19 protein-coding genes are annotated in these 23,500 nt (G+C 61.2%); 9 read left to right on the top strand and 10 right to left on the bottom strand.

The window, feature by feature from the left end:
* Positions 1-15: 15 nt before the first annotated feature.
* Genes HBN63_RS02825 through HBN63_RS02815 form a run of 3 tightly spaced genes read right to left on the bottom strand, consistent with a single transcriptional unit; the run spans position 16 to position 3,215 of the window.
* Positions 16-834: a hypothetical protein gene (locus HBN63_RS02825; protein ID WP_160085332.1), complete on the bottom strand. Its 819-nt coding sequence runs from the start codon at positions 832-834 to the stop codon at positions 16-18.
* A 2-nt stretch (positions 835-836) separates the two neighbouring features.
* The gene (gene yejK / locus HBN63_RS02820; protein WP_170048311.1) at positions 837-1,844 is read right to left on the bottom strand and encodes a nucleoid-associated protein YejK; all 1,008 of its coding nucleotides are present in this window, start codon (positions 1,842-1,844) and stop codon (positions 837-839) included.
* A 36-nt stretch (positions 1,845-1,880) separates the two neighbouring features.
* Entirely contained in the window at positions 1,881-3,215 is a 1,335-nt protein-coding gene (locus HBN63_RS02815) for a TAXI family TRAP transporter solute-binding subunit (RefSeq protein ID WP_160085330.1), read from the bottom strand.
* 358 nt (positions 3,216-3,573) lie between these two features.
* Here HBN63_RS02815 and HBN63_RS02810 point away from each other — a divergent pair, with 358 nt between their 5' ends.
* A complete protein-coding gene (locus HBN63_RS02810; RefSeq protein WP_170048310.1) occupies positions 3,574-4,266 on the top strand; it encodes a hypothetical protein in 693 nt (230 codons plus the stop codon).
* 20 nt (positions 4,267-4,286) lie between these two features.
* A complete protein-coding gene (locus HBN63_RS02805; protein WP_170048309.1) occupies positions 4,287-6,134 on the top strand; it encodes a zinc-dependent metalloprotease family protein in 1,848 nt (615 codons plus the stop codon).
* Positions 6,135-6,184: 50 nt separating this feature from the next.
* Here HBN63_RS02805 and yjeH read toward each other — a convergent pair whose 3' ends face one another.
* Positions 6,185-7,453 (bottom strand): L-methionine/branched-chain amino acid transporter, encoded by a 1,269-nt coding sequence (gene yjeH / locus HBN63_RS02800; protein ID WP_170048308.1) that lies wholly within the window; start codon positions 7,451-7,453, stop codon positions 6,185-6,187.
* A gap of 128 nt (positions 7,454-7,581) precedes the next feature.
* Between yjeH and HBN63_RS02795 the strand changes: the two genes are divergently transcribed.
* The 5 genes from HBN63_RS02795 to HBN63_RS02775 all read left to right on the top strand — a co-directional run bounded on the left by HBN63_RS02795 (position 7,582) and on the right by HBN63_RS02775 (position 14,912).
* Positions 7,582-8,001, top strand: coding sequence for an Lrp/AsnC family transcriptional regulator (locus HBN63_RS02795; RefSeq protein ID WP_170048307.1), 420 nt, complete (start codon positions 7,582-7,584; stop codon positions 7,999-8,001).
* Positions 8,002-8,003: 2 nt separating this feature from the next.
* Complete coding sequence (gene sbcD / locus HBN63_RS02790; RefSeq protein ID WP_170048306.1) at positions 8,004-9,224, top strand: exonuclease subunit SbcD; 1,221 nt, start codon at positions 8,004-8,006, stop codon at positions 9,222-9,224.
* Entirely contained in the window at positions 9,221-12,655 is a 3,435-nt protein-coding gene (locus HBN63_RS02785; protein ID WP_170048305.1) for an SbcC/MukB-like Walker B domain-containing protein, read from the top strand. Before sbcD ends, HBN63_RS02785 begins: the two co-directional genes overlap by 4 nt.
* Before the next feature lie 109 nt (positions 12,656-12,764).
* Positions 12,765-13,556 (top strand): transporter substrate-binding domain-containing protein, encoded by a 792-nt coding sequence (locus HBN63_RS02780; protein ID WP_170048304.1) that lies wholly within the window; start codon positions 12,765-12,767, stop codon positions 13,554-13,556.
* A 36-nt stretch (positions 13,557-13,592) separates the two neighbouring features.
* A complete protein-coding gene (locus tag HBN63_RS02775; protein WP_262498868.1) occupies positions 13,593-14,912 on the top strand; it encodes an AarF/ABC1/UbiB kinase family protein in 1,320 nt (439 codons plus the stop codon).
* Here the strand turns inward: HBN63_RS02775 and HBN63_RS02770 are convergent.
* Positions 14,909-16,051, bottom strand: a complete 1,143-nt coding sequence (locus tag HBN63_RS02770) for an ABC transporter substrate-binding protein (protein WP_170048303.1) — start codon at positions 16,049-16,051, stop codon at positions 14,909-14,911. The two genes, HBN63_RS02775 and HBN63_RS02770, sit on opposite strands and share 4 nt — an antisense overlap.
* A 121-nt stretch (positions 16,052-16,172) precedes the next feature.
* Positions 16,173-16,967: a transporter substrate-binding domain-containing protein gene (locus HBN63_RS02765; protein WP_170048302.1), complete on the bottom strand. Its 795-nt coding sequence runs from the start codon at positions 16,965-16,967 to the stop codon at positions 16,173-16,175.
* A gap of 172 nt (positions 16,968-17,139) precedes the next feature.
* Between HBN63_RS02765 and HBN63_RS02760 the strand changes: the two genes are divergently transcribed.
* Positions 17,140-18,507 (top strand): hypothetical protein, encoded by a 1,368-nt coding sequence (locus tag HBN63_RS02760; RefSeq protein WP_170048301.1) that lies wholly within the window; start codon positions 17,140-17,142, stop codon positions 18,505-18,507.
* Positions 18,508-18,740: 233 nt separating this feature from the next.
* On the top strand, positions 18,741-19,979 hold the full coding sequence (locus HBN63_RS02755) for an SLC13 family permease (protein ID WP_170048300.1): 1,239 nt from the start codon (positions 18,741-18,743) through the stop codon (positions 19,977-19,979).
* Between the two features lie 10 nt (positions 19,980-19,989).
* On the opposite strand, the gene rlmF is transcribed toward HBN63_RS02755, so the two are convergent.
* From rlmF to nhaD, 4 genes are all read right to left on the bottom strand, one after another.
* The gene (gene rlmF, locus HBN63_RS02750) at positions 19,990-21,018 is read right to left on the bottom strand and encodes a 23S rRNA (adenine(1618)-N(6))-methyltransferase RlmF (RefSeq protein ID WP_170048299.1); all 1,029 of its coding nucleotides are present in this window, start codon (positions 21,016-21,018) and stop codon (positions 19,990-19,992) included.
* A 90-nt stretch (positions 21,019-21,108) separates the two neighbouring features.
* Positions 21,109-21,672 (bottom strand): VTT domain-containing protein, encoded by a 564-nt coding sequence (locus HBN63_RS02745; protein ID WP_170048298.1) that lies wholly within the window; start codon positions 21,670-21,672, stop codon positions 21,109-21,111.
* Between the two features lie 15 nt (positions 21,673-21,687).
* A complete protein-coding gene (locus HBN63_RS02740; protein ID WP_170048297.1) occupies positions 21,688-21,984 on the bottom strand; it encodes a winged helix-turn-helix domain-containing protein in 297 nt (98 codons plus the stop codon).
* Between the two features lie 53 nt (positions 21,985-22,037).
* Positions 22,038-23,414, bottom strand: a complete 1,377-nt coding sequence (gene nhaD / locus HBN63_RS02735; RefSeq protein ID WP_170048296.1) for a sodium:proton antiporter NhaD — start codon at positions 23,412-23,414, stop codon at positions 22,038-22,040.
* Positions 23,415-23,500 lie beyond the last annotated feature (86 nt).

Genomic DNA, 23,500 nt, shown 5'->3' with positions numbered 1-23,500 from the left:
CTGGTGAACCGTGTGCTAGCTGCGCTGCAAGTCTTCCAGACTGAACGGCGGCGGGGTATCCGGCCAATCCAGTTTTAGCCGCTCCAGCTCGCGGGCCAGCAGGCTTGCCACCAGCCAGTCGCGCAGCCAGCGATGATCCGCCGGAATTACATACCAGGGTGCTGCGTCGCTGTGGCTGGCTGCAAGTTGCTCGGCCCAGCGCTGTTGGCGCAGGTCAAATTCGCGGTAGGACTGCAGGTCGCTGCTGTGCAGTTTCCAGCGTTTATGCGGTTGTTCAACACGCTCCTGCAGGCGACGCTTTTGTTCATCTCTGGATAGCTGCAAAAAGCATTTCAGCGGTTGAATCGACTGGCTGATCAGCTGCGCCTCGAAGGCGTGAATCGCCAGTTGGCGCGCGGGGAGTTCGGCGGCGCTGCACAGGCCATCCAGCGGATCGCTGATCAGCCCTTCGTAGTAACTGCGGTTGAATACCCCGAGCAGGCCCAGCCCCGGCAAACGCCGTTGATAGCGCCAGAGAAAGTCATGGCGCTGTTCGCAGGCATCGGGCTTCTGAAAACTGTGGATGCGCAGACCCTGGGGATCGAAGCTGCTGATCACCCGGCGAATCACGCCATCCTTACCGGAGCAATCGGTGCCTTGCAGGATCAGCAGCAGGGCATGACGCCGGTTGGCCCAGAGCATGCGCTGTTGCTGGTTGAGCCAGGGGCGCAGTTCTGCCAGAGCCAGTTTGGCCGTTTGCTTATCCAGGCCGAAATCGCGCGCCGGGTCCTGGGCAAAAGGCGCTGCCGGGTCACAGCGGCAGGCATCCAGCAGGCTATCCGGCAGGCGGCTCATGCTTAGTTTTTACGGCGCTTAAGCTGATCGGTCAGCTGCGTCGGCAGGTTACGGATCACCAGGGTGTCAGTGCTTTCGTCGTACTCGATCTTCGAGCCGAGCAGGTGTGCCTCGAAGCTGATCGACAGGCCTTCTGCACGCCCGGTAAAGCGCTGAAACTGGCTGAGGGTGCGTTTGTCCGCCGGAAATTCCGGGGCCATGCCGAAATCCTTGTTGCGTATATGGTCAAAGAAGGCCTTGGGCCGTTCTTCGTCGATCAGTCCGGATAGCTCATCGAGGGTGATAGGCTCGCCTTGTTTGGCCTGGTTCGCCGCATAGCTGACCAAGGTCTTGGTCTTCTCGCGGGCCTGTTCTTCCGGCAGGTCTTCACTTTCCACGAAGTCACTGAAGGCTTTCAGCAGGGTGCGTGTTTCGCCCGGGCCGTCGACGCCTTCCTGGCAGCCGATAAAGTCGCGGAAGTACTCCGAGACCTTCTTGCCGTTCTTGCCCTTGATAAAGGAGATGTACTGCTTGGAGTTGGCGTTGTTGCGCCACTCGGAGATGTTGATGCGCGCCGCTAGGTGCAGCTGGCTCAGGTCCAGGTGCTTGGCGGCGGTCACGTCCAACGCCTCGTTCACCGCCACGCCTTCACTGTGGTGCAGCAGGGCGATCGACAGGTAGTCGGTCATGCCTTGCTGATAATGAGCGAACAGCACATGGCCGCCGGTGGACAGGTTGGATTCTTCCATTAGCTTCTGCAGCTGCTCGACCGCCTGACGGCTGAATGCGGCAAAGTCCTGACCTTCGTCGAGGTAGTGCTTCAACCAGCCGCTGAACGGATAGGCACCGGACTCCTCGTGGAAAAACCCCCAGGCCTTGCCCTGCTTGGCGTTATAGCTCTCGTTGAGGTCGGCGAGCATGTTTTCGATGGCTTGCGAGGCGGCCAGCTCGGTGTCGCGAGCATGCAGCACGGCGGGAGTGCCATCAGGCTTTTTGTCGATCAGGTGAACGATGCAGTGGCGGATCGGCATAGCGGCCTCGTGGTGCGTAAACGGAAAGCGCGCATCTTACCCGACCAGCTGCTTGGCAGTCGTGCGCTGCTGCAGTGCATGCAGGCGTTCGATCATGTAGCGCAGGTGCATATGCAACTGGTACAGCTCGCTGGAGTAGGACAGCGGTACTTCAATCCGCGCCAATTCATCCTCCAGGCGTTCCAAGCGGAGGATCTCAGCATCCAGGTCGCTGGGCAGTTTGCCTTTGTAGAGCTGCTGGTCGATCTCGCGCAGGTGTTTGTACCAGCGGTAGATGCGCGCGCGGATGCGCCACTGGTAGATCGGGCCGATGGCCTTGAACAGCGGGAACAACAGCACCAACAGTGGAATTGCCAGGATGATGTAGCGGTCAGCCAGGGAGGCAATACGGAACGGCAGATAGCGCTGCAGGATGGGCAGGCCTTTGTCGTAGTAGTACTCGGCTTCGTTCAGGGTATTGAGTGATAGCGGCGGTTTGGCCGGATAGCTGCCGGCCGGGTCGAGCAGGCTGCCATTCTTCAGCACAGTTTTCGCCGCTTCGAGGATCAGCGGGGTGAGTGACGGGTGGAATTCCTCGCCGGCGACCAGCGTGGCGACCGGGCCCAGGGTCACGATGTCTCGGTCTGGTGTGTTGTGCTGCATATCGAGCATGCCTTCGCCCACCTGCAACTGACTTAAGTAGGGCAGGCGTGCTAGGTAGGCTTCGGTGCGGCGCAAGCTGACCAGGCGTACTTTGGGCTCCGCAGCCAGGCGCTGGATCAAGGCATTTTCGGCGGGGCCCACGAAGAAGGCCGCGTCCAGTTCGCCCGCTATCAGCGCATCAGCGGCCTTGCTGCCGCCCATTTGTTGCCAGCGCTGTGGGTACTGTGGCGGCTCGATGCGGTTGGCGGCAAAAAGTGCCGCGGTTACTGCCTGGGTACCACTGTTGGCGGAGCCGATGGCCAGGCGCAGCTTGATCAGATCGCTCAGGCGTTCGAATTTGACTGTGTCGCCGAGAAACAGCCACAGCGGTTCGCGGTACATCACGCCCAGGCCATTGAGGGTGCTGCGCGCCTCGTCGCTAAGGGTCAGTTCCTGGCCGCTCTGGACCATGGCCAGTTCCACGTCGCCGCGACCCAGTTTGCCTAGATTGTCTGCAGAGCCTGCGCTCTCCACCAGTTCCAGGCTGAAACCCTGTAGCGCCAGTTCGTCCCGCAGCCGCTCGCCAAATGCATGGTAGCCACCGCCCACTGCGCCGGTGGCCATGCGGGCATGCATGGGCGGTGGTGGGGCGACAAAGTAGAAGAGGGCACCGACCAAGGCGGCCACTACGGGCACGATCCACAGGTTGGTCAACAACATAATCTTTAGGTCGCGCAGGATTCTTCGCATTGCAGTTCCTTGGCCTTGCTCTGAGTGCGTAAAGGTTAACCGTCCGGCGTCTTTTTCGCCTGTTGCCCTTGTACACGTGCGTCGTGCGGGGGTGTGCCTAGCGCTCGATTTAGAGCGGAAACGAAGCGTCAGGCAGCTTTATAAGCTTCTGGAATGAGTTTTCCAGGGTTTCCCTATAGCGAATTCGTCTTTGTGGGCGGTGATGGCACTGTGATATCGATATTTTGGCGTCAATAAAACGAACAACAACCGACCGTTGCTCCACGACGGTTTAACCTGTTCCGCGGTCTGTCAGGGATGCTCTTCCGTGGTTTCGCTCTAACCCGGCTGTTGCGGGTTGAACGTAGGAAGGTGGCCTATGCCCCGACCCCTGCTTTATGTGGCAGTAGCCCTGCTTGCCTCAGGTGCCACGCTTGCCTTTTTACTGCACGAGCCTGCAACGGCTGACGTCGCTGTTACGCCTTCTGCCCCGTTGCCTTCTGCCCTGGCTGCTGCGGCGCCGTCCACCGGTTTGCTGCCGTCCAAGCCGTTCAGTGCGCCGTCGGTTGCTGCTGCGGGTGTGGTCGCGAGCACGCCAGTTAAAGACGTATCGGTACAAGCGGCTGCACCGGCTGACAACGTGATTGAGCTCTGGGACAGCCGTTCGCTGGTGCCTGAGCAGCAAGACGAAATGACCCTCTACCGCACCCACATGCCGGTTTCTGCCCTTGGCACCCTGGCCGTGGGCAAAACCCTGCAGCTGGCCGTGCCGGGGCGCAAAGAACCGCTACGCGCCACGCTGGACGAGACCCACAACACCGGTGTCGCCGTTTGGAGCGGGTCGGTGCAAGGGGGGCAGCCGGAAGACTCGCTGACCGTCGTGCGCGGGCAACTGGAGACCCACATCACCCTGGCAACCAGCGATAAGACCCTGTCGTTTGTGGTGGACAACGCCACCGGCAGCACGCTGATTACCGACCAGAACGAGCTGCTGCTGCGTGCCACCCCGGACGCCCTCGTGACCCCTGAATCCACGCCGTTGCAGCCACTCCCACCGCCAACCCGCGGCTGAGTGCTACAGGATTAGAAACCATGAAAAAATTATTCGTCTGCCTGGCCATGCTCTTGCTGGCCCCGTTGACTCAAGCTGCCACCGAACCGCGCACCGTCGATCTGCTGGTGCTCTACACCAAAGAGGCGCAAGCCCTGCCTAATGGGCGTGACATTGACGCACGCATCGCCAGCTACATCGAATTTGCCAATAACGCGTTCAAGAAAAGCAACGTCAACCTGCGTCTGCGTTTGGTCAACCGGCAACTGCTGAACTGGGCCAGCTACCCGACCATATCTGGCAAAGATTTGTCTGCGTTCGCCGCCGACCCGCGGGTACAACAACTGCGTGAAACCTACGGCGCCGACGTGGTGCAACTGATCAGCCGTACCCAAGTGGGCCAGGGCTATGGGGTGTGCGGCATTGGTTACGTGCTCTCCGGCCCGAAGAACAGCGGCACGTTCCAGAATGGCGCCTGGGCCAGTGCCTACGGCATCACCGGAGTGGATTGCAGCCTGAGCACCATGGCTCACGAGATTGGCCACAACCTTGGGCTGCGTCACTCCTACGAGCAAGACCAGACCGAGGGTTACTACACCTACCTGGCTCGGGGCATTCACCAAGGCACCTATGAGTGGGGTCGCGGCTATGGCGTGCAGGGTCGTTTCGCGACCATCATGGCCTACCCGCAGGCGTTTAACGCGTCGGTGCAGGCGCCGTTGTTTTCCACCCCAGCGCTGGCTGACAGTACCTGTGCCAACCAGGCGTGTGGCCGTGCCAGCTATGCTGACGCCGCTCGCGCGCTAAATGACATGGCCGCACACATCGCCGCACTGCGTCCGACAAAAGTGCCCGAAACGGTCAACCCCACCAGCACGCCGACCAAACCTACTACGCCCACTGCACCCACCACACCGATCTCGCCCGTAGCACCGCCGGTAACGGCTTGGTGCGCCAAGCCCGCCCTCACGAGCTTGGTAACCAACGGTGAGTTCCGCACCCTGGATGGTTGGAAAACCTTACTTAACGTGGCCAAGCTGAGCCAACTTAACGTCGGTAAAACCTGCCGTGACGACGCGTTGCAATTCGACCTGCCGGCTGGTCGCGACGATATGCTCGCCACCTCTGTCGGCGCGCTCAAGGTGGGCGCCACCTACCGGTTGAAAGCCAAGGTCATGCTCAAGGGCACCAACGTGCGCGGTAACGTGTACTTAGGCATGGTCCATGAGGAAAACGCCGGTATCAGCTACAGCAGCGCCAACGGCGCGATCAAGTCGGTGACCAGCAGCGAGTTCACGCCCATCGACATGACCTTTACCTACCAGCCGCCACCCACCGTCATTCGTAACACCTACCTGGGCCTATTAAGCGTCAACCGTTTGGGTGTGCTGCTGGACGAAGTCCAGCTCAGCGAAGTGACGCCCACCTCTGCGGTCAAGCCAGTTACGCCAGCGGCATTCAGTTGGACGTTCGACAGCGCGATCGGTGAGTGGACTGGCTTCTACGGCAGCAATCGGCTCACCGCGCTGGCGAAGACCGGCAAGTCGCTGGAGGTCTATGCGCGTAAGGCCGATGGCACTGGCGCTAGCCTGTTGTTAGCGGGCAAGGTGCAGCCAGGTTTGTCGTATCGCTTTAGTGCTGACGTGATGGTGAGCCGCACCGCCAGCGTCGCTGCGCTGTCCTATGCCTACCTCTACCTTGAAGACACGTCCGGCAAAGCTCGTACGCTGTCACTCGGTGTGGTGAATACCAAGGGCGGCGTTTGGAGCAAGTTGCAGCAGAGCTTCCAGGTGCCGGCCGGCGCTTATCGGCGCATGGAACTGCTGGTGCTTGGTACCCGCCCAGACCAATCGCTGTACCTGGATAACATCAGCCTTAACCGGCTCTAGCCGAAAAAAACTGGCGCCCGTGGTTGGGGCGCCAGTTTTTTTGCCTGACGTTAATGCGCCGAAGAGGGTGAGGTCGGCGTACGACGGCTGCGAATACAGTCCAGCGCCGCCAAGGCCAGCAGCAGGCCCATGGCATACCAGGCGTCGTTACCCAGGGCGATCATCACCAGGGCACAGAGCAGTGCGCTAAAAGCCGCTACCCAACGCCACAGCCCTTTTAACAGCACCCAACCAGCGGCCATGCTGAACAGATAAATCAGCACAAAGTTGCCATTGGCATAGCGGATGAGTTGGTCCACCGACAGTTGCATCACCGCTGCCAAGCTGGCGCACAGGGCGCAGATCACCACCACCAGCAACAAGGCGCGAGCCGGCACACCGTGATGGTTGCGTTGGGCCAGCGGGCGCGGCAATTTGCCTTCATCGGCCAGGCTCCAGATCAACCGCGCAAAGCCCTGCACATAGACATTCATCGAAGCAAAGCAGGCCAAGTAGCCGATCAGCGCACTAAGCCAACGGGCCTTGGCGCCGAACAGTTGGTCGAGCATACGCGGTAGGGACGCAGCATCGGTCTGCACATCGCCGTAGGCTTGAAAGCTCAACACCGCCACCGAAAAGGCCCAGTACACCAGGCCTGCCAGCAGCACACCCAACAGCAGCGCCAGTGGGAAGTCGCGTTCAGGGTTCTTGAACTCCTCGCCCATATGGGTAAAGGCTTCGATGCCGACAAAACACCAGAACATCACACCCAGCGCGACGGGCAACAGATGCCAGGAACCACTCAGTTCCGGCAGCAAAGATTGATTGGCGTGGGGCAAATCACCGGCCCACCAGATCAACCCCACCGTGGCAATAATCGCCAAGGCAATCGCCCCCTGCACCATGCCCGAGGCCTTTGCCGGGCGTTGGCCGAGAAGCAACATCGCCCCCAGCGTAGCGAGCTGAATCAGCAGCGCTTCACCGCGGGCGATGGCAAACAAGGCCTGGAAAAAACCGGTGGAAATATTCAGCGCCGCCGGCAAACCCACCGGCAACACCGCAAGAAACAGCAGCGCGCTGATACGCTCCATCCGCGGTCCAAAGGCGCGGCCAATCAAATGCGGCGCGCCGCCAGCGTGGGGAAAGTGCCGACCCAGCTGAGCGAAGGTAAACGCCACTGGCAGCACCAGAGCGATCAGCAGCATCCAGGCCCATAACGACGCCTCGCCGGCAGTAGTGGCGGCCAGCGCCGGGATCACAAAAATCCCGGTGCCCAGCAGTGAAGTACTTAGCAGGCCAATCCCTTGCAGCAGGCCCAATTCCGGGTTCAGACGACTCATGTTGTATGCTCTGCGGTTTCGTTCGCCATGTTAAATCGCCCGCCTGTTACAGGCTGCTGGCGAAGCGTCGGCTTTAACCGACGATCTGGCGCATTTGGCCGTCAAATTGCCTTTTTCGAGAGCCTCGCGTGGACAAGTTCGATCAGCAGATACTCGCCCTGTTACGCGCCGATGCGCGCTTACCCGTCAGCCAGATCGCCCGCGAGGTCAACCTGTCGCGTTCGGCGGTCAGCGAGCGCATTCGTCAGTTGGAACACACTGGCGTGATCAGCGGCTATCACGCTCAGGTCACGGTGCCGGGCGTTGCTGGGATCAAGGCCTATCTGGAGCTGTTCTATCAGGGAGGGCGCTGCGAGCACTATGTCGAGCTGATGCGCGTATACCCGGAAGTGCGCCGTTGCAGTGGCATCAGCGGTGAGACCGATATGCTGGTGTCCATCGAGGCCGCGTCGATGCAACGCCTGAGCGAGATTCGCGGCGAGATCGAAAACTTCCCCGGTATGCAGAAAGTGAAGACCCATATGGTGGTTAAGGATTGGGTGTTCTAAGCATGCGCATTCTGCATACCTCTGATTGGCACCTCGGCCAGCACTTTATGGGCAAGACCCGCCAGGCCGAGCATCAGGCGTTTTGTGCCTGGCTGATCGAACAGGTACGGGAGCTGGCGGTCGATGCCGTGCTGATCGCCGGCGATATCTTCGACACTGGCGCGCCGCCCAGCTACGCCCGCGAACAGTACAACCGCTTTATCGTCGAGTTGCGTGGCACCGGCTGTGTGCTGGTGGTGCTAGGCGGCAATCACGATTCAGTGGCCATGCTCGGCGAGAGCAAGACGCTGCTGGCGCAGTTGGGTACGCGGGTAATTCCCGGCGTCTGCAAGCAGCTGGATGAACAGCTGCTGGTATTGCATCGGCGCGATGGCTCGCCCGGTGCGATTCTCTGTGGTATCCCATTTATCCGCCCGCGCGATGTGTTGCTTAGTCAGGCCGGGCAGAGTGCCCAGGACAAGCAGCAGTCGCTGCAACAGGCGATCCAGCAGCACTACCAGGACCTCTACGCCTTGGCCGAGGCCAAGCGTGCCGAGCTGGGCGGCAACCTGCCGATTATCGCCACTGGGCATCTGACTACGGTCGGTGCCAGCGCCAGTGATTCGGTGCGCGAGATTTATGTCGGCAGCCTGGAGGCCTTTCCCACCAGCGCCTTTCCGCCCGCCGCTTATATCGCCCTGGGGCATATCCATCGGCCGCAGAAGGTCGGCGGGCTGGAGCATATCCGCTACTGCGGTTCGCCCATCCCCCTGAGTTTCGATGAAGCCAAACAGCAGAAAGAGGTGCTGCTGGTGGAGCTGGATAGCAGTGGCTTGCGCCAGATCACCGCGCTGCCTGTACCGCGTTTTCAGCCGCTGCTGTCCTTGCGCGGCTCGCTAAAAGAGCTGGACGTGCAGATCAAGCAAGCGGCGGAGCAAGGCAGCGCCGAACAGCCGGTTTGGCTGGAAGTGCTGGTCGGCACCGACGATTACCTAAGCGATTTGCAGCTGCGCATCGCCGCGCTGTGCGAAGGGCTGCCGGTGGAAGTGCTGCGTATCCGCCGCGAGCGCGGTAATGCCAGCGCGAGCTTGCAGGGCCAGGCCAAGGAAACCCTGGATGAGCTAAGCGTTGATGATGTATTCGCCCAACGTCTAAGCAGCGAAAGCCTGGACGAAACCGAGCAGCAGCGCCTGCTGGGGCTGTATCAACAAGTGGTAAGCGAGCTGCGCGAGGGCGAGGTATGAAGATCCTTAGCCTGCGCCTGAAAAACCTCAATTCGCTCAAAGGCGAGTGGAAGATCGACTTCACCGCCGAGCCGTTCAAAGACAACGGCCTGTTCGCTATCACCGGCCCGACTGGCGCGGGCAAGACCACACTGCTGGATGCCATCTGCCTGGCGCTGTATCACCGTACGCCGCGCATGAGTACGGTGTCGGCCAGTGCCAACGAACTGATGAGCCGGCACACCGCCGACTGCCTGGCCGAGGTCGAATTCGAGGTCAAGGGCGTCGGCTACCGCGCGTTCTGGAGCCAGCGTCGGGCACGCGACAAGGCAGATGGCGCGCTGCAAGCGCCCAAGGTCGAGCTGGCGGCCGCCGATGGGCAGATCATCACCGACAAGATCAACGAGAAGCTGCGTGAGACCGAGCGCCTCACGGGTCTCGATTTCGAGCGCTTTACCAAATCCATGCTGCTGGCTCAGGGCGGTTTCGCCGCCTTTCTCGAAGCCAACGCCAACCAGCGCGCCGAGTTGCTGGAAGAGCTGACCGGCACCGATATTTATGGACAGATTTCTCAGCGGGTGTTCGAGCAGTGCCGTGAGGTCAAGGTTGCCCTCGACCAGCTGCGTGCACGCGCTGATGGTGTCGAGCTGCTAAGCGAAGAGCAGCGTAGCGAGCTGCAAGCGCAGGCCAAGCAACTGGCTATTGATGAAGCTGCCCAGGGCACAGAGCAAACCGAGTTGCAGCGCCAGCGCCGCTGGTGCGAGGACCTGAGCAAGACCCAAACTCAGTTGCAAGCCAGCCAGCAGGCCGAGCAGGCGGCGCTGGAAGATTTACAGCAGGCCCAGCCGCAGCTGGCGCAACTGGCCGCCAGCGAGCCTGCGTTGCGTTTGCAACCGTTGCACCATGACTGGCAGCAGGCCCGCCAAAGCCTGGCGCAGACCGAGCAGGGCTTGCAGCAGAATGCCGCTGAGCAGCGCCAGATTGAGCAGACTGTTGCCGAGCACAGCTGGCAGGCCCGTGAACTTAGCGCCTTGCTGCTTGCCGATTGCCAGGCGCAGCGCCAGCAACTGGCCGAGCGTCTGCAGCAGGTGCAGCAACAACTGGCCGCGCAGCCGCAGCATGGCCGTCTGGGTGAGCAGCTGGGCAGTTGGGGCGAGCAGCTTAAGGCACGCGAGCAACAGATTGAGGAAATCGCCCAGCTGCAACTCAGTCAACAGCAGCTGCAAGAAACTATCACCGCGTTGCAGACGCAGCTGCGCCAGCAGACTGAGCAATTTGTTGCCGAACAGAATCGCCTGCAGCAGGCCCGCGAGCAGGCAGACGCCGCACAGCAGCAACAGCAGGCGCTACTGGCCGGGCGCAGTGAGGTGGCCTTGCGTGAACGCTGGCAGCAGCTGCATATCCAGGGCAGTGTGCTGACGCAGTTGGGCGAACTGGCAGCGGCCCAACAGCGCCTGACGGTCGAGCAAGAGCAGTTGGCCAGTGCGCTGACGCTATTGCGCGAGCAGCATCAGGCCAAAGGCGCCGAAGTGGCGCAGCTGCGCCTGAGCTACAAGGACTTGCAGCAACAGGTGCAGGCCCAGGAAAAACTGCTGGAGCAGGAGCAGCGCATTCAGGCCCTGGAAGCCCATCGTGCACAACTGCAAGCCGGGGAGGCCTGCCCGCTGTGTGGCTCCGAGTCGCACCCGGCAATCAGCGCCTACCAGGCACTGGATGTTTCGGCGACCAGGGCGCTGCTCAATAGCAAGCGCACTGAGCTGGAAGCCCTGACTGAACAAGGTCGGCAACTGGCTGGCGAGCTGGAAAAGCTCGCCGCCCGCCTGGAGCAGCAACAGCAGCAATTTGAACGTGGTCGGCAGACCCAGACCGAGCAGAGTGAGCGCTGGCAGGCGCTTAATGCCCAGCTGGAAACCCCGCTGGCCGATGCCATCGCCCTCGCTGAGCAGCAGGCGCAACAAAGCCTTGAGCTGCAACAACTGCAGCAGTGTCTTGAGCAACTGCAACAGCTCAACAGCCACCTTGAACAACGCCAGCAGGCGCGGCTGGGTCTGCAGCAGTTGTGTAGCGAGCTGGAACAGCAGCAGGCGCTTAATCGCCTGCAACTACAGCAACGTCAGGAGCAGGCGGAGCAAGGCCAACTGCGCTTGCAGCAGCTGCAGGGCGCTGCCGATAAGCGCACGGCTAGCCTAAGCCAAGCCCTGGCCAGCTTTGGCTATCAGTTGCCGGACGACGCCAGCGCCTGGCTGGCTGAGCGTCAGGCCGAGTGGCAGCGCTGGCAGCACAATCAGCAGCAGAGCCTGGATTTACAGCGCGAGTTAAGCGAGCTGGATCATGGGCTACAAAACGCAGCTCAGCTTGCCCAGTTCTGGCAGCAACGCTGGGATGCATTGGGTCTGGCCGATCAACCGCCCTTGGGCAGGCCAGCCGAAGCACAGGTAGCCTTGCAGCAGGTGCAGACTCAACTGGAAGAGGCGCAGCGCCGCCAGCAGCAGTTGTCCGGTAGCCGTCAGGCCCTGGCCAGCCGTTTGCAGGATGAACAAGCGCGCCTGCAACAGACCGAGCAGCTGTGGACGGCCGCTCTGGTTACCAGCCCCTTTAATGCCGAAGCCGATTATCTGGCCGCCTTGCTGGATGAGGCGCAGCGTGCCGCGTTGCAGCAATTGCGTCAGCGTCTGGATAAAGCCTTGAATGATGCTCAGGCCTTGGTCCGTGCCGCCACGCATCAATTGGCCGCCCTACAAGCCAGCCCGGCCACCGCACTTAGCCTGGTGCAGTTGGATGAGCAGCTGCTTGCTCTGAACGCCCAGCTAAAAGCCCTGAGCGAACGCCAGGGCGAAATTCGCGCCCAGCTGCAGGGTGATGATGTGCGACGGCAAGGCCAGCAAAGCCTGTTTGCCGGGATCCAAGCCAAGCAGGGCGAATACGACTTGTGGCAGCAACTAAACAGCCTGATCGGCTCGGCGGATGGCGCCAAGTACCGCAAGTTCGCCCAGGGCCTGACCCTGGATCATCTGGTCTACCTGGCCAATCAGCAGCTCGAACGCCTGCATGGCCGTTACCAGTTGGCGCGGCGTAGCAGTGGCGAACTGGAGCTGGAGGTGATCGACACCTGGCAGGCCGATGCGGCGCGTGACACCAAGACCCTGTCTGGCGGTGAGAGCTTTCTGGTCAGCCTGGCCCTGGCCTTGGCACTGTCTGATCTGGTCAGCCATAAAACCAGCATCGACTCACTGTTTCTCGATGAAGGCTTCGGCACCCTGGACGGGGAAACCCTGGAGGTGGCGCTGGATGCCCTGGATAACCTCAACGCCAGCGGCAAGATGATTGGCGTGATCAGCCACGTCGAGGCACTCAAGGAGCGCATCCCGGTGCAGCTAAAAGTGCACAAGGGCGTTGGCATGGGCTACAGCGGCCTGGATAAGCGCTTTGCGGTGAATGCGCAGGACAATTGATCTGCGCCAGCGTTGCTTGGGCTATGCCTACCTATACTGAAAAACAGCGCGCAGGAAGCCGCACCCACTATCAGGAAACGACGCTTTCCACTGTCTCGGAGCATTGCACTTGGCCAAGCTGTTGATCTGCCTGCTGTGCTGCTGTTGCCTGGTTTTTGATACCCACGCGGCCCCACGTTCGGCCGAGGCCTTGACCCTCTGTTACGAAGACCAGAACTCTTACCCCTGGGTAATGGCCGACGGCCGCGGGCTCAATCTGCAGCTGCTGCGCCTGGTTGCCGATGCCTTGCCAGTGCAGTTCAGCTTTGTTGCCGTACCCTGGAAACGCTGCCTGTCCGGGCTTGCTCAAGGTACTTATGACGGCGCTTTTGCCTCCAGCTTTAAAGAGGAACGTTTGCTTCTCGGTCGCTACCCACAGGATGCCGATGGCCGGCTGGATGAACGCAAGCGACTGCACACCTCGATCTATGCCCTGTACCGACGCAAAGACAGTCCGGTGAGCTGGAACGGTGAAGAGTTTCGCCAACTGCATGGGCGGGTGGGGGCTTTGAGCGGCTTTTCGATTGCCGATTTTATTCGCGCTCAGGGCGCCGAGGTGGATGAAACCAGCCGTGATCCCCTGGCGCTGTTGCAGATGCTCAGCCTTAAACGCATCGAAGCGGCGGCGCTACAGAGCCTGCGTGGCGACTTTGTGCTGCAGAGCAATCCTGAGCTGGCAGCGCTGCTGGAGAAGGTCAAACTGCCGCTGGAAGAGAAGGCCTACTACCTGATGCTGTCCAACGCCTATGTGGCGGATAACCCCGCGTATGCCGCACGTATCTGGGATGAAATTGAGCGTCAGCGCGAGTCGGTGACGTATCGGCAGCAGGTGCGGGATTTTCTGGCACGCTCGCAGCCCTGAGTCGGTTAATGCTTGGAGCCTGTCAAGGGCAGGTGCATGATCGTGCTTCGCCTCGATGAGTATTGCTGCATGGCCAAGCCTCCCGCCGCTCCACCGTCTGCCTCTGCGCTTGGGCGCTTTCTGACCTTGGCCGGCACTGCAACGCGTATCGGCGGTAGCGTATTGGGACAACGGTTGCGTCCAGGGCGCAGCGCGATTGATTGGCAGCCGGTGGGCGATCTGCTCACCGATGTCCTGGGTGAGATGAAAGGCCCGGTGCTGAAGCTGGGGCAAATGGCTTCGCAGTGGCAGGGTGTGTTGCCTGAGCCGGTGGCCAAGGCGCTGGCCTCGCTGCAGAACCGCGTACCGGCCTTGCCCTTTAGCGCACTTCGCGGGCACCTGCAGCAGGTGTATGGCGCGGATCTCAGGCACTTCTTCCAGCAGATTGATGAGCAGCCTTTCGCTGCTGCGTCCCTTGGCCAGGTGCATCGCGCTATAGCGGCGGATGGTCGGGCGCTGGTGCTCAAGGTGCAATACCCAGGCATCGCCGAGATCTGCCAGGCGGATCTGCGCCAGCTGCGCCGCTTATTGCCGCTGGGGCGTCTGTTCCGCGCGCCAGCCGCGCAGCTGGAAGGGCTGTATCAAGAGCTGGCAGCCGTGATTGAGGCTGAGTTGGACTACCCAGCGGAGATGCGCCGCTTGCAGGACTTTCGCGCGCATTTCGCCGATTGGCCTGGCTTGCGCCTGCCGCAGCCGCAGGAAGACCTGTGCCGGCCCGGTGTGCTGGCGCTCAGTGAGGAGGCCGGCTTGCCGTTTGCCGAGGTCAGCCAGGCCAGTGCCGACGTGCGTGAGCGCCTGGCCCTGACGCTGGTGCGCTGGTTGAGTGCCCAAGCCTTTGAGCTGGGCCTGCTGCATGCCGATCCGCATCCGGGCAATTTCGCCTACACCGCCGCCGGTGAGCTGGTGGTGTATGACTTCGGCTGTGTACAGGCGCTGTCCGCGCCCTTGCTGGCGGCCTATGTGCAAACCTACAAGGCGCTGCAGGCTCGCGACGGTGAGCAGCTGGAAAAGGCCTTCCAGGCGCTGGGAACACGCCAGCCGCAATCCACCACACCCTATGGCTTGTACCGTCAGCTGCATGGTTTGCTCGGTCCGCTGTTGCAACCTGGTGTGCACTGGGACTTTGCCGCCACGCCGTTGCATGAACAGGTGCAACGGCTGCTACCCGATGTGCTGGGTGCGTTGGGCAGCCTGCAACCCGCACCGGCCACCTTGCTGGTCAATCGCACGTTGGAAGGGCATTACTGGAACCTCAGCCGCCTCGGCGTGGCGCTGCCGGTGGCCGATCTGTTGCAGGTGCAGCTGGCTGGGCGTTAGCGCATGGTTTTAACGGGTACGGCTTGGCCATTTTCGATACGGGTCAGGAAGACCGCTCTTGAGCCCTGATGCTGACTGCGCGAGAACGCCACCTTGAAGCCGCCCAGGTCCGTTTCGAGGTGTTCAAGCGCATCGAGAAACGTCTCGCGTGTAGGCTCAGTACCGGCTTTGCGCAACGCCTGAGTAAACACCGCCGCGCCGATATAGCCCTCCAGCGAGGCATGGTCAAAATCGCCGGGTTGCATATCGGCCTGATAGGCGCGCACCAGCGCCAGTGAGCGGTCGTCAGGTGATGGCACTACCTGGGATATATACACCCCATCGCCGTCACTGCCGATCTCGCGGATAAACCCCTCGGTGCCGATAAACGACACGCTGATAAAGCGTGTATTGAAGCCCAGCGCTTTCGCCTGTTTGATCGAGGCCGCCAGTTGCCTGTAAGTGCCGACAAAGAACACCGCTTCCGGCTGGGTGCGCTGCAAGGCCTGGATGGCAGCAGTCACGTCCAGCGAATTGCGCTGGATGCGCGCCTGCGCATGAATCGTTAGGTCACGCTTGATCAGCGCGCCGTTGAGGCCACCCTTCACTGACTCACCGAAGGAGTCGTCCTGCATCAGGATGGCGATCTTGCTCAGCTTGAGGTCCTGGGTCATGCGCTCGACCAGTTGCTCGGTTTCCTCGATATAGGACGCGCGAATATTGAACACCCCAGGTCTTGCCGGTGTGCGCAGAAACTCGGCGCCGGTAAAGGGGAACAGGTAAGGCACTTGCGCCCGCAGCGCCAGCGGCACGGCGGCGCGTGAGGTGGGCGTGCCGACATAGCCGAGCAGGGCAAACACCTGCTGGGTTTTCAGCAGGCTGCGGGTGTGTGCGGCAGTCTGACTGGGCTCGTAGCCATCGTCCCGGCTGAGCAGGGTGATGCGCCGGCCATGCACACCGCCTTCGGCGTTGACGCGGTTGAAGTAGGCCTGAGCGCCATTGAGCATGCCCAAACCCAGGGCTGCCGCCGGGCCGCTCTGCGCATTGACCATGCCGATCCGCACTTCATTTGTGCTCAGGCCTGGCTCCGCTGCGCTGGCAAAACCCGGTATCAGCAGGCCGCTGATCACCAGGCAACGCAGCAGCTGTCTAGAAGTCATCGATACACTCCTTGCCCTGATCGCAGGCGACTGCAGGGCCTGCTCGTCCATTTTTTCTTATTCTGGCTGTGCATATGATTCTCTAAAGCACTCTAGTCAGTTGTGCATATAAGACCGGTTTTTACTCATTTGTGGGTGATGCTGACGGCTCCAGCTGGTACTTGCCTTGCTGTAGATCATCGAAATAACGCTGGTAACGGCCGCTGTCACGGTAAAGCTGCAGGCGCTTATTGAAGCGTTCGAGCAGCGCCGGGCTGCCTTCCAGGCTTTTCGGCAGCATCAGGTAGCTGAGGTTGACCAGCAGCGGTTTAGGGTGATGGGTGATCTTGGCCTGATCTTCTGCGCTGAAGTGGCTACGCAGGGCGGCGTAGCCGACGTTCATCTCCTGCGGGTAGAGCACCACACGCTCCTTGAGCAGTTTTTCGAAGTTCTGCTGATCGCTGGAGACGCGCTCCATCTTCACTTTGTTCTCGGCGAGAAAAGCATCGAACTGCGGGCCATAACTGTATTCCAGGCCGCCGCCGAGGGTCATGCCGGTGAGGTCATCAAAGCGCTGCCAGTCAAAGGGCAGGCTTTTCAGGTGAAAGAACACGAATTGCTCGTCGAGCAATGGCGCACTGAAGAGAAAGTCCGCCTCACGCTCGGCCTTGTGCATCCACACCGCGCTGGCGTCAAAGCGGCCCGCCGCAGCTGATGAATAAGCGCGTGGCCAGGGCAGAAATTGAAAGGTGACGCGATAGCCTTCATCGGCCAGCAGGTCACTGATCAGGTGGGCGATCACCCCGTTGTGTCGCAATTCGCTGGACAGATAAGGCGGCCAGTCGCCGACGCTGATCTTCAGTTCTGGCTGTTCGCTGGCTTGCGCGGGCAGCCCCAGCAACAGACAGAACCCGACGAACAGGTTTTTCCACTTCATCAAAGCCCCTTAGTGACTACCGGGAATATCGCCAACACGTGTTAATGACCTAGTAATACCACTGCGCAGGCGCAGATAAAACGCCATTAATGTTTCATTAAAACGTCATCGTGCGGGTGAAGACTGCTGCGGATTTGTTCAATCCCCATGTCTCTGCATAAGGATAGTTGCTGTGCTGCGAATCCCTACACTTTGCGCGCTTTTTGCCCTGGCTCCGTTGGCCTCTGCCCTTGAGCTTAAACCCCTGGCGCTGTACGAGAGCGGCTTTGCGGCCGGCACTGAAATTGTCAGCGCGCAGGCCTCGAGCATGCGCGTGATTGTGTCCAATAGCGCCGAAGGCTTGGTCGATGTGCTGCAGCTTGACCCGGCCAAGGGGCTCAATCGCATTGCCCGGCATAACCTGGTGGCAGCCGGCGCGGGGGAAATCACCTCGGCGATTTTCCACCCCAGCGAAGACCTGTTTGCCGTGTGCATCCGCAACAGCGATGGCCTGAAAAACGGTCGCGTCGAGTTGCGTTCGGTGGCCGATGGCAAGCTGCTCAATACCGTTGAAATTGGCATCTGGCCTGACAGCCTGGCGTTTTCGCCCAAGGGCGACTTCATCGTGGTGGCCAACGAAGGCGAAGGCTATGTGCGTGACGGCGAGGGTTTCCGCAGCGGTGAAGGCTCAATCAGCCTGATCGACCTGCGTGGCGGCGTGGCGGCGGCCAAGCACAGCCTGATCACCCTGCCGGACCTGAAAGGTGTCGAAGGCGCGACCCAGGCTGAGCACAAGCGTCTGGTGGAGCGGGTGATCGACGGCGAAGAGTTGAAAGTGCCGTTCGGCACCAGCCCTGAGCATATCGAACCGGAATACGTGACCTTCAGCCCGGACGGCGCACGTGCCTACGTCAGCCTGCAAGAGAACAACGCGATTGCTGTGGTGGATGTGCTGCAAGGCAAGCTGGACAAAGTCTTTGGCCTGGGCACCGTGCGCCATGCGGCGGACATCATCGATGACGGCAAGTACGCCCCGGCGGCCGAGCTGTTTGCTCTGCGCGAGCCCGATGCGCTGGCGGTGAGTGCCGATGGCCGTTACCTGGTCAGCGCTGATGAAGGCGATACCGACCCGAAAATTGCCAAAACCAAGGCTGGCTTGCCTAGCGGTGGCGGTCGCACGGTCAGTGTGTTCGATGCCATGAGCGGCAAGCTGCTCGGTGATACCGGCAGCCAGCTCGACGATATGGCCGCCCAGGCCGGTGTTTACCCGGATGCGCGCAGCCCCAACAAAGGCAGCGAGCCGGAAGGTGTGGTGAGTTTCGATGCCTTCGGCAAACGTCTGGCGGTGGCGACCCTGGAGCGTGCCGATGCCCTGGCCCTGATCGACCTGGACCAGGCCGAGCAACCCAAAGTGCTGCAAGTGGTGGGTGCCGGTGAAGGCGCAGGCTCCGGCAACCTGGCGCCGGAAGGGCTGGCCCATGTTGAGCGTGAGGGTCGGCATTTCCTGGTCACTGGCCTGGAGAAGAGCGGCAACGTGGCGGTGTTCGAGCTGCTCAAGTAATACGCCTGTTCCGGTCAGGCGCGCCGTCTGCGCCTGGCCGAGTCTCAAACAAGCCGGCCTGTGCGCCGGCTTTTTATGGCCCGCCATCCCTGGCTACTACCTTTCGCGTCGTCGCTGCGCGAGGTTGGAAATCGCGGCAGACGCTTTTTTCTTTACGGCCAGTTCCCCGTCAGCTTCAGGCCCTTTAGAGTGCTGCAGCGCAATCGCGCGGGTATGAGGGGGATAGCTGACGCATGACCGTTTGGGTCGTTTCAATTCTGTTTGTAGTGACCTACCTGGGCATGGCCGCAGGGGGCATCCGTGGCCTGCGCGTTGATCGCAGCTGGATTGCTGGCTGCGCGGCGGTGTTGCTGCTGGTCAGCGGCGCACAATCCCCTGCCGAGGCGGCCAGCCATCTGGATGCCGGTGCACTGTTGCTGCTGTTGGCGCTGATGCTGATCAGTGCGCAGTTCGATTTCTCCGGGGTATACGCCTGGCTTAACCAGCAGCTCAGCCACTATGCCGAGCAACCAGCGCTGTTGCTGCTGGGTGTGGTGGGTTTGGGCGGTGTGCTGTCGGCGCTGTTGGTTAATGACATCGTCGCCTTTGCCCTGACCCCGTTGCTGTGCCATAGCCTACTGGCCCGTGGCCTCGATCCACGGCCATTTCTCCTGGCATTGGCGCTGTCGTGCAATGCCGGCTCCTCCGCGAGCCTGATTGGTAATCCGCAGAACATTTTGATCGGCCAGGCCGGCGGTCTGGATTTCTGGTCCTATACCTGGATTGCCGCCCCGCCCGCACTGGCGGCATTGGCCATTACTTACGCGGTGATCTGGCTGCAGTGGCGCAAACGCTGGGGTACGGCCAAGCCGGCGGTACAGGCAGAGACTCCGGTGCAGCATATCTACGGCGTACGCAGCTACCTGAAGCCGCTGCTGGCCAGCCTGGTGCTGCTCGGGCTGTTTTCCACCAGCATGCCGCGGGAGATTTCCGCACTGTTGATCGCGGTGCTGGTGATGATCTCGCGTCGGGTGGACAGCCGCGATTATGTGCAGAAGGTCGACTGGAACCTATTACTGCTGTTTGCCGGGTTGTTCGTGGTGACGGGCGCGGCGATGAGCCTGCCGCAGGTCGCCGGTCTGGCCGGTAATCTGGCCGACTTGGGCCTGCTGCCGCACGGGGTGATCACCCTGGCGAGCCTGTCGCTGCTGGCCGGTAACCTGATCGGCAATGTGCCCTATGTGATGTTGCTGCTGGGCGTGTTGCCGGAGGCCAGTGAGGCCTTGCTGGTGGGCCTGGCGATCATGTCGACCCTGGCCGGCAACCTGCTGCTGATCGGCAGCGTGGTCAACCTGATCGTCGCCGAAAGCGCGCGGCGTCAGGGCGTGCCACTGAGTTTTATCGACTTTGCCCGCAGCGGCGTGCCGGTGACCCTGCTGAGTATGGGCCTGGCTGGGGTATGGCTGGCGTTGGGCGGCTGGCTGCCCTGGTAAGTCTCCGCGGTTATTGCCAGCGGTTCTGCCGCCAGCGCTGTTGCTGTTCCGGCGTTTGGAAGGTCCAGGCGACAAAGCGGCTCTGCTTCTGGCCCTGCGCCATCTCCACGGTCTGTACCTGCAGCGCGCCGGCTTTCTTCAACGCGCTGTACACGCCCGGCAGGTTGCCTGCCTTGGAAATCAAGCTGCTAAACCACAGCACCTGCTGGCCAATCTCGACACTTTCCTTGATCAACTGGCTGACAAACGCCGCTTCGCCGCCCTTGCACCACAGCTCTGCCGCCTGACCGCCGAAGTTCAGCACCGGCAGTTTGCGCTTGGGGTCGAGTTTGCCGAGGTTGCGCCATTTGCGCTTGCTGCCGCTGCTGGCTTCTTCCGCGCTGGCGTGGAAGGGCGGGTTACACAGAGTCAGGTCGAAGCGCTCATCGGCATGCAGCAAACCCTGGAAGATATGCGTGCTGTCGCGCTGCTGGCGCAGCTCAATCGCCTGGCTCAGGCCAGGATTGCCCTGCACGATGGTTTTGGCCGAGGCGATGGCGTTGGCAGCGATGTCCGAGCCGAGAAACTGCCAGGCATATTCGCGGTGACCCAGCAGTGGGTAGATGCAGTTGGCCCCCACGCCAATATCCAGCGCACGCACTTTGGCGCCGCGCGGGATATCGCCGCCGTTACTGGCGGCCAGCAGGTCTGCCAGGTAATGCAGGTAATCGGCGCGGCCTGGGATCGGCGGGCACAGATAATCCGCCGGAATATCCCAATGCTGGATGCCATAGAACTGCTTGAGCAGCGCCCGATTGAACACCTTGACCGCCGCCGGGTTAGCGAAGTCGATGCTTTCCTTGCCATAAGGATTGATGATCACGAAGGCTGCCAGCTCGGGGCTGGCCTTGATCAGCGCGGGAAAGTCATAACGGCCCTGATGGCGATTGCGTGGGTGCAACTGGCCTTTGCTCGCATCGGCCTTATTGGCCTGAGGTTTACTGGGCGCGGTGCGCGGTGCGGCAGGTTTTCGGCTGGGGCGTTTCGGCGGCAAGGACATGGCAGACGAATCTAAGGCTTGGGGCGCGGGATTTTCCCACAGCTGGGCGCAGGTTGCTTGCCGACTGTAGGTAAGCGCTGTGTGCCGGCCCTAGTGGGCAATATTGAGCAACATGGCCAGGTAGTCGAAGAACACGCAGTACAGGGCAACGGGCAGCGGCAGGCCGAGCAGGGTGCCGAGCAGGTAGATGCGAAAGGGCACGCCAGACAAGGCCAGCGTGTAGTTCAACGCCGGCACGGTCTGAAACAGCATGCGTAGACTGATGATGCTGACCAGCGGATTGCGATCAAGGCCGCTTAGCAGGCGTTGCGCCAGCGGGTTGTTCAACTCACGCAGGGCGTTTCCGCCCAGATAGCGAATGGTGATGTAGGTGACGGTGCAGGACACGCAGGCCGCGATATAGGTGACGACACCGCCATACACCCGTCCCAGGGCCAGCACTGCAGCGGCGAGAAATACCCAGCCGGGAATCTGGATCAGATTGCCCAGGGCAAATAGCAGGGTAAACAGCAGCAGACCGACGACCGGGTGCATCAGGAGCAGCGCTTGCAAGGCGTCGAGGTTGAACTGCGCGCGGATGCCCAGGGTTTCGAACAGCACGAACAGAGCCAGCAGAAACAGGATGACCAGCAGCAGGCGGGAGGAACTGCGCATGGCGGCCTCGTGGCTTCAGGGGTAGCCGAGTACGGCTTTTATCTGCGCCAGGTTGGCGGCAATCCACTGCGGATTGATCGCGCCCCAGTCACGAATCTCGTAGTGCCCGGCGTTATTGCGCTCACCGTTTTGCTGGGCAAAGGTGCACTCGATATCCAGCTCGGCCAGGGCGCTCAGGGTGTCCTGGGCGGTACGCCGGGGCATGCCGGTGGCGTCCATCAAGGCGGGTACGTTGGTTGCCGTGCCGCTGTCGATCAGCCAGGCCACGTACAGGCGGCGGTAGAAGCTGCTGCGGGTTTTGCTTACATCCATGGGCATGTACCTGGTGTTATGCCGTGCGCCGGGGCGCACGGCCTGATTGACGGTCAGCTCAAGGTGGCAATCGCGATATAGGTCGCGGCCCCTGAAATGTAACCGAGGAAGGCCAGCAGGCTGATCCTTTTCAGATACCAGATAAAGTTGATCTTCTCCATGCCCATGGCCGCAACGCCGGCCGCAGAACCGATGATCAGGCAGCTGCCGCCGGTGCCGGCGCAATAGGCGAGCATTTCCCAGAAAGTGCCGTTGACCTGGAAATTGCTCAGCCAGGCGGTGTCGGCACCGGCCAGCGCAAGAGCCTCCGGTGTGACCAGTGGGTACATCTTCATGGCGCCGGCTACCAGCGGTACGTTATCGACCACCGACGACAGCAGGCCGATGGCGATATTGATCGCATACACATTGCCCAGGCTTTCACGCAGTGCAACGGCGACCTGTGTAAGGTGGCCGGCGGTGGCCAGGCTGGAGACCGCCAGCAGAATGCCGAGGAAGAACAGCACGCTGGTGGTGTCGATACGTCGCAGTACGCCAACCACCGAGAGCGGGTGCTTGTCTTCGTCGTTCTTGCCGCGGTGAATCACTTCGGTGACCACCCAGAGCACGCCCAGACCGAAAAGGATGCCCATATACGGCGGCAGGTGGGTCACGGTCTTGAATACCGGCACGAACACCAGAGCGCCAATGCCCAGGGCAAACACCAGGTTGCGCTCGAAGGGCGTAGTCGGGTCGCGGCGTTCCTCGTCCGATTCGCTGATCAGGGGGCGCTGGATTTCGCCCTTCATGGTCATGCTGAGTACCAGCAGCGGCACCAGCAGGCAGACCACGCTGGGGATAAACAGGTTGGCGATGATGCCGCTGGTGGTGACTTGATTGCCGATCCACAGCATGGTGGTGGTCACGTCACCAATCGGCGACCAGGCGCCACCGGCGTTGGCGGCGATCACCACGATACCGACGTAGAACCAGCGCTCTTTTTGATCCGCTACCAGTTTGCGCAGCAGCGAAACCATGACGATGGTGGTGGTCAGGTTATCCAGCACGGCCGAGAGGAAGAAGGTGATCAGCGCCACAACCCAGAGCAGGGTGACGCGCTTGTTGGTGCGAATGCGGTCGGTGATGACCTTGAAGCCTTCATGGGCGTCGATCAGCTCGACGATGGTCATGGCGCCCATCAGGAAGAACAGGATCTCGGAGATTTCGCCCAGGTGATGGCGCAGCTCTTCGGTGACGTGATGGTCATTGCCACTGGCCCCGGCGGTGGCAGCACCGATCAGCGGCAGAATGCTGTCCGCACCGAGGACCAGCAGGGTCCAGCAAATCACCGCAGTCAGGATGGCCGACGCGGCTTTATCGATTTTCAGCGGGTGTTCGAGGGCGATGCACAGGTAACCGAGGACAAAGATCAGTGCCATCAACGCATACATGGTCAGAATTCCATTTGCAGGGCTTTTTTATTGATTTAGAGGTGCCGCGAGCTTTTGATGCGTGGACGAAGATGCCTGAAATGCTC

It is taken from the genome of Pseudomonas sp. WS 5011 (assembly GCF_012985775.1).
GTDB classification, from domain to species: Bacteria; Pseudomonadota; Gammaproteobacteria; order Pseudomonadales; family Pseudomonadaceae; genus Aquipseudomonas; species Aquipseudomonas peli.
The sequence above is the reverse complement of the archived record's forward strand: the minus strand, read 5'-3'. Positions and strand labels throughout refer to the sequence as shown.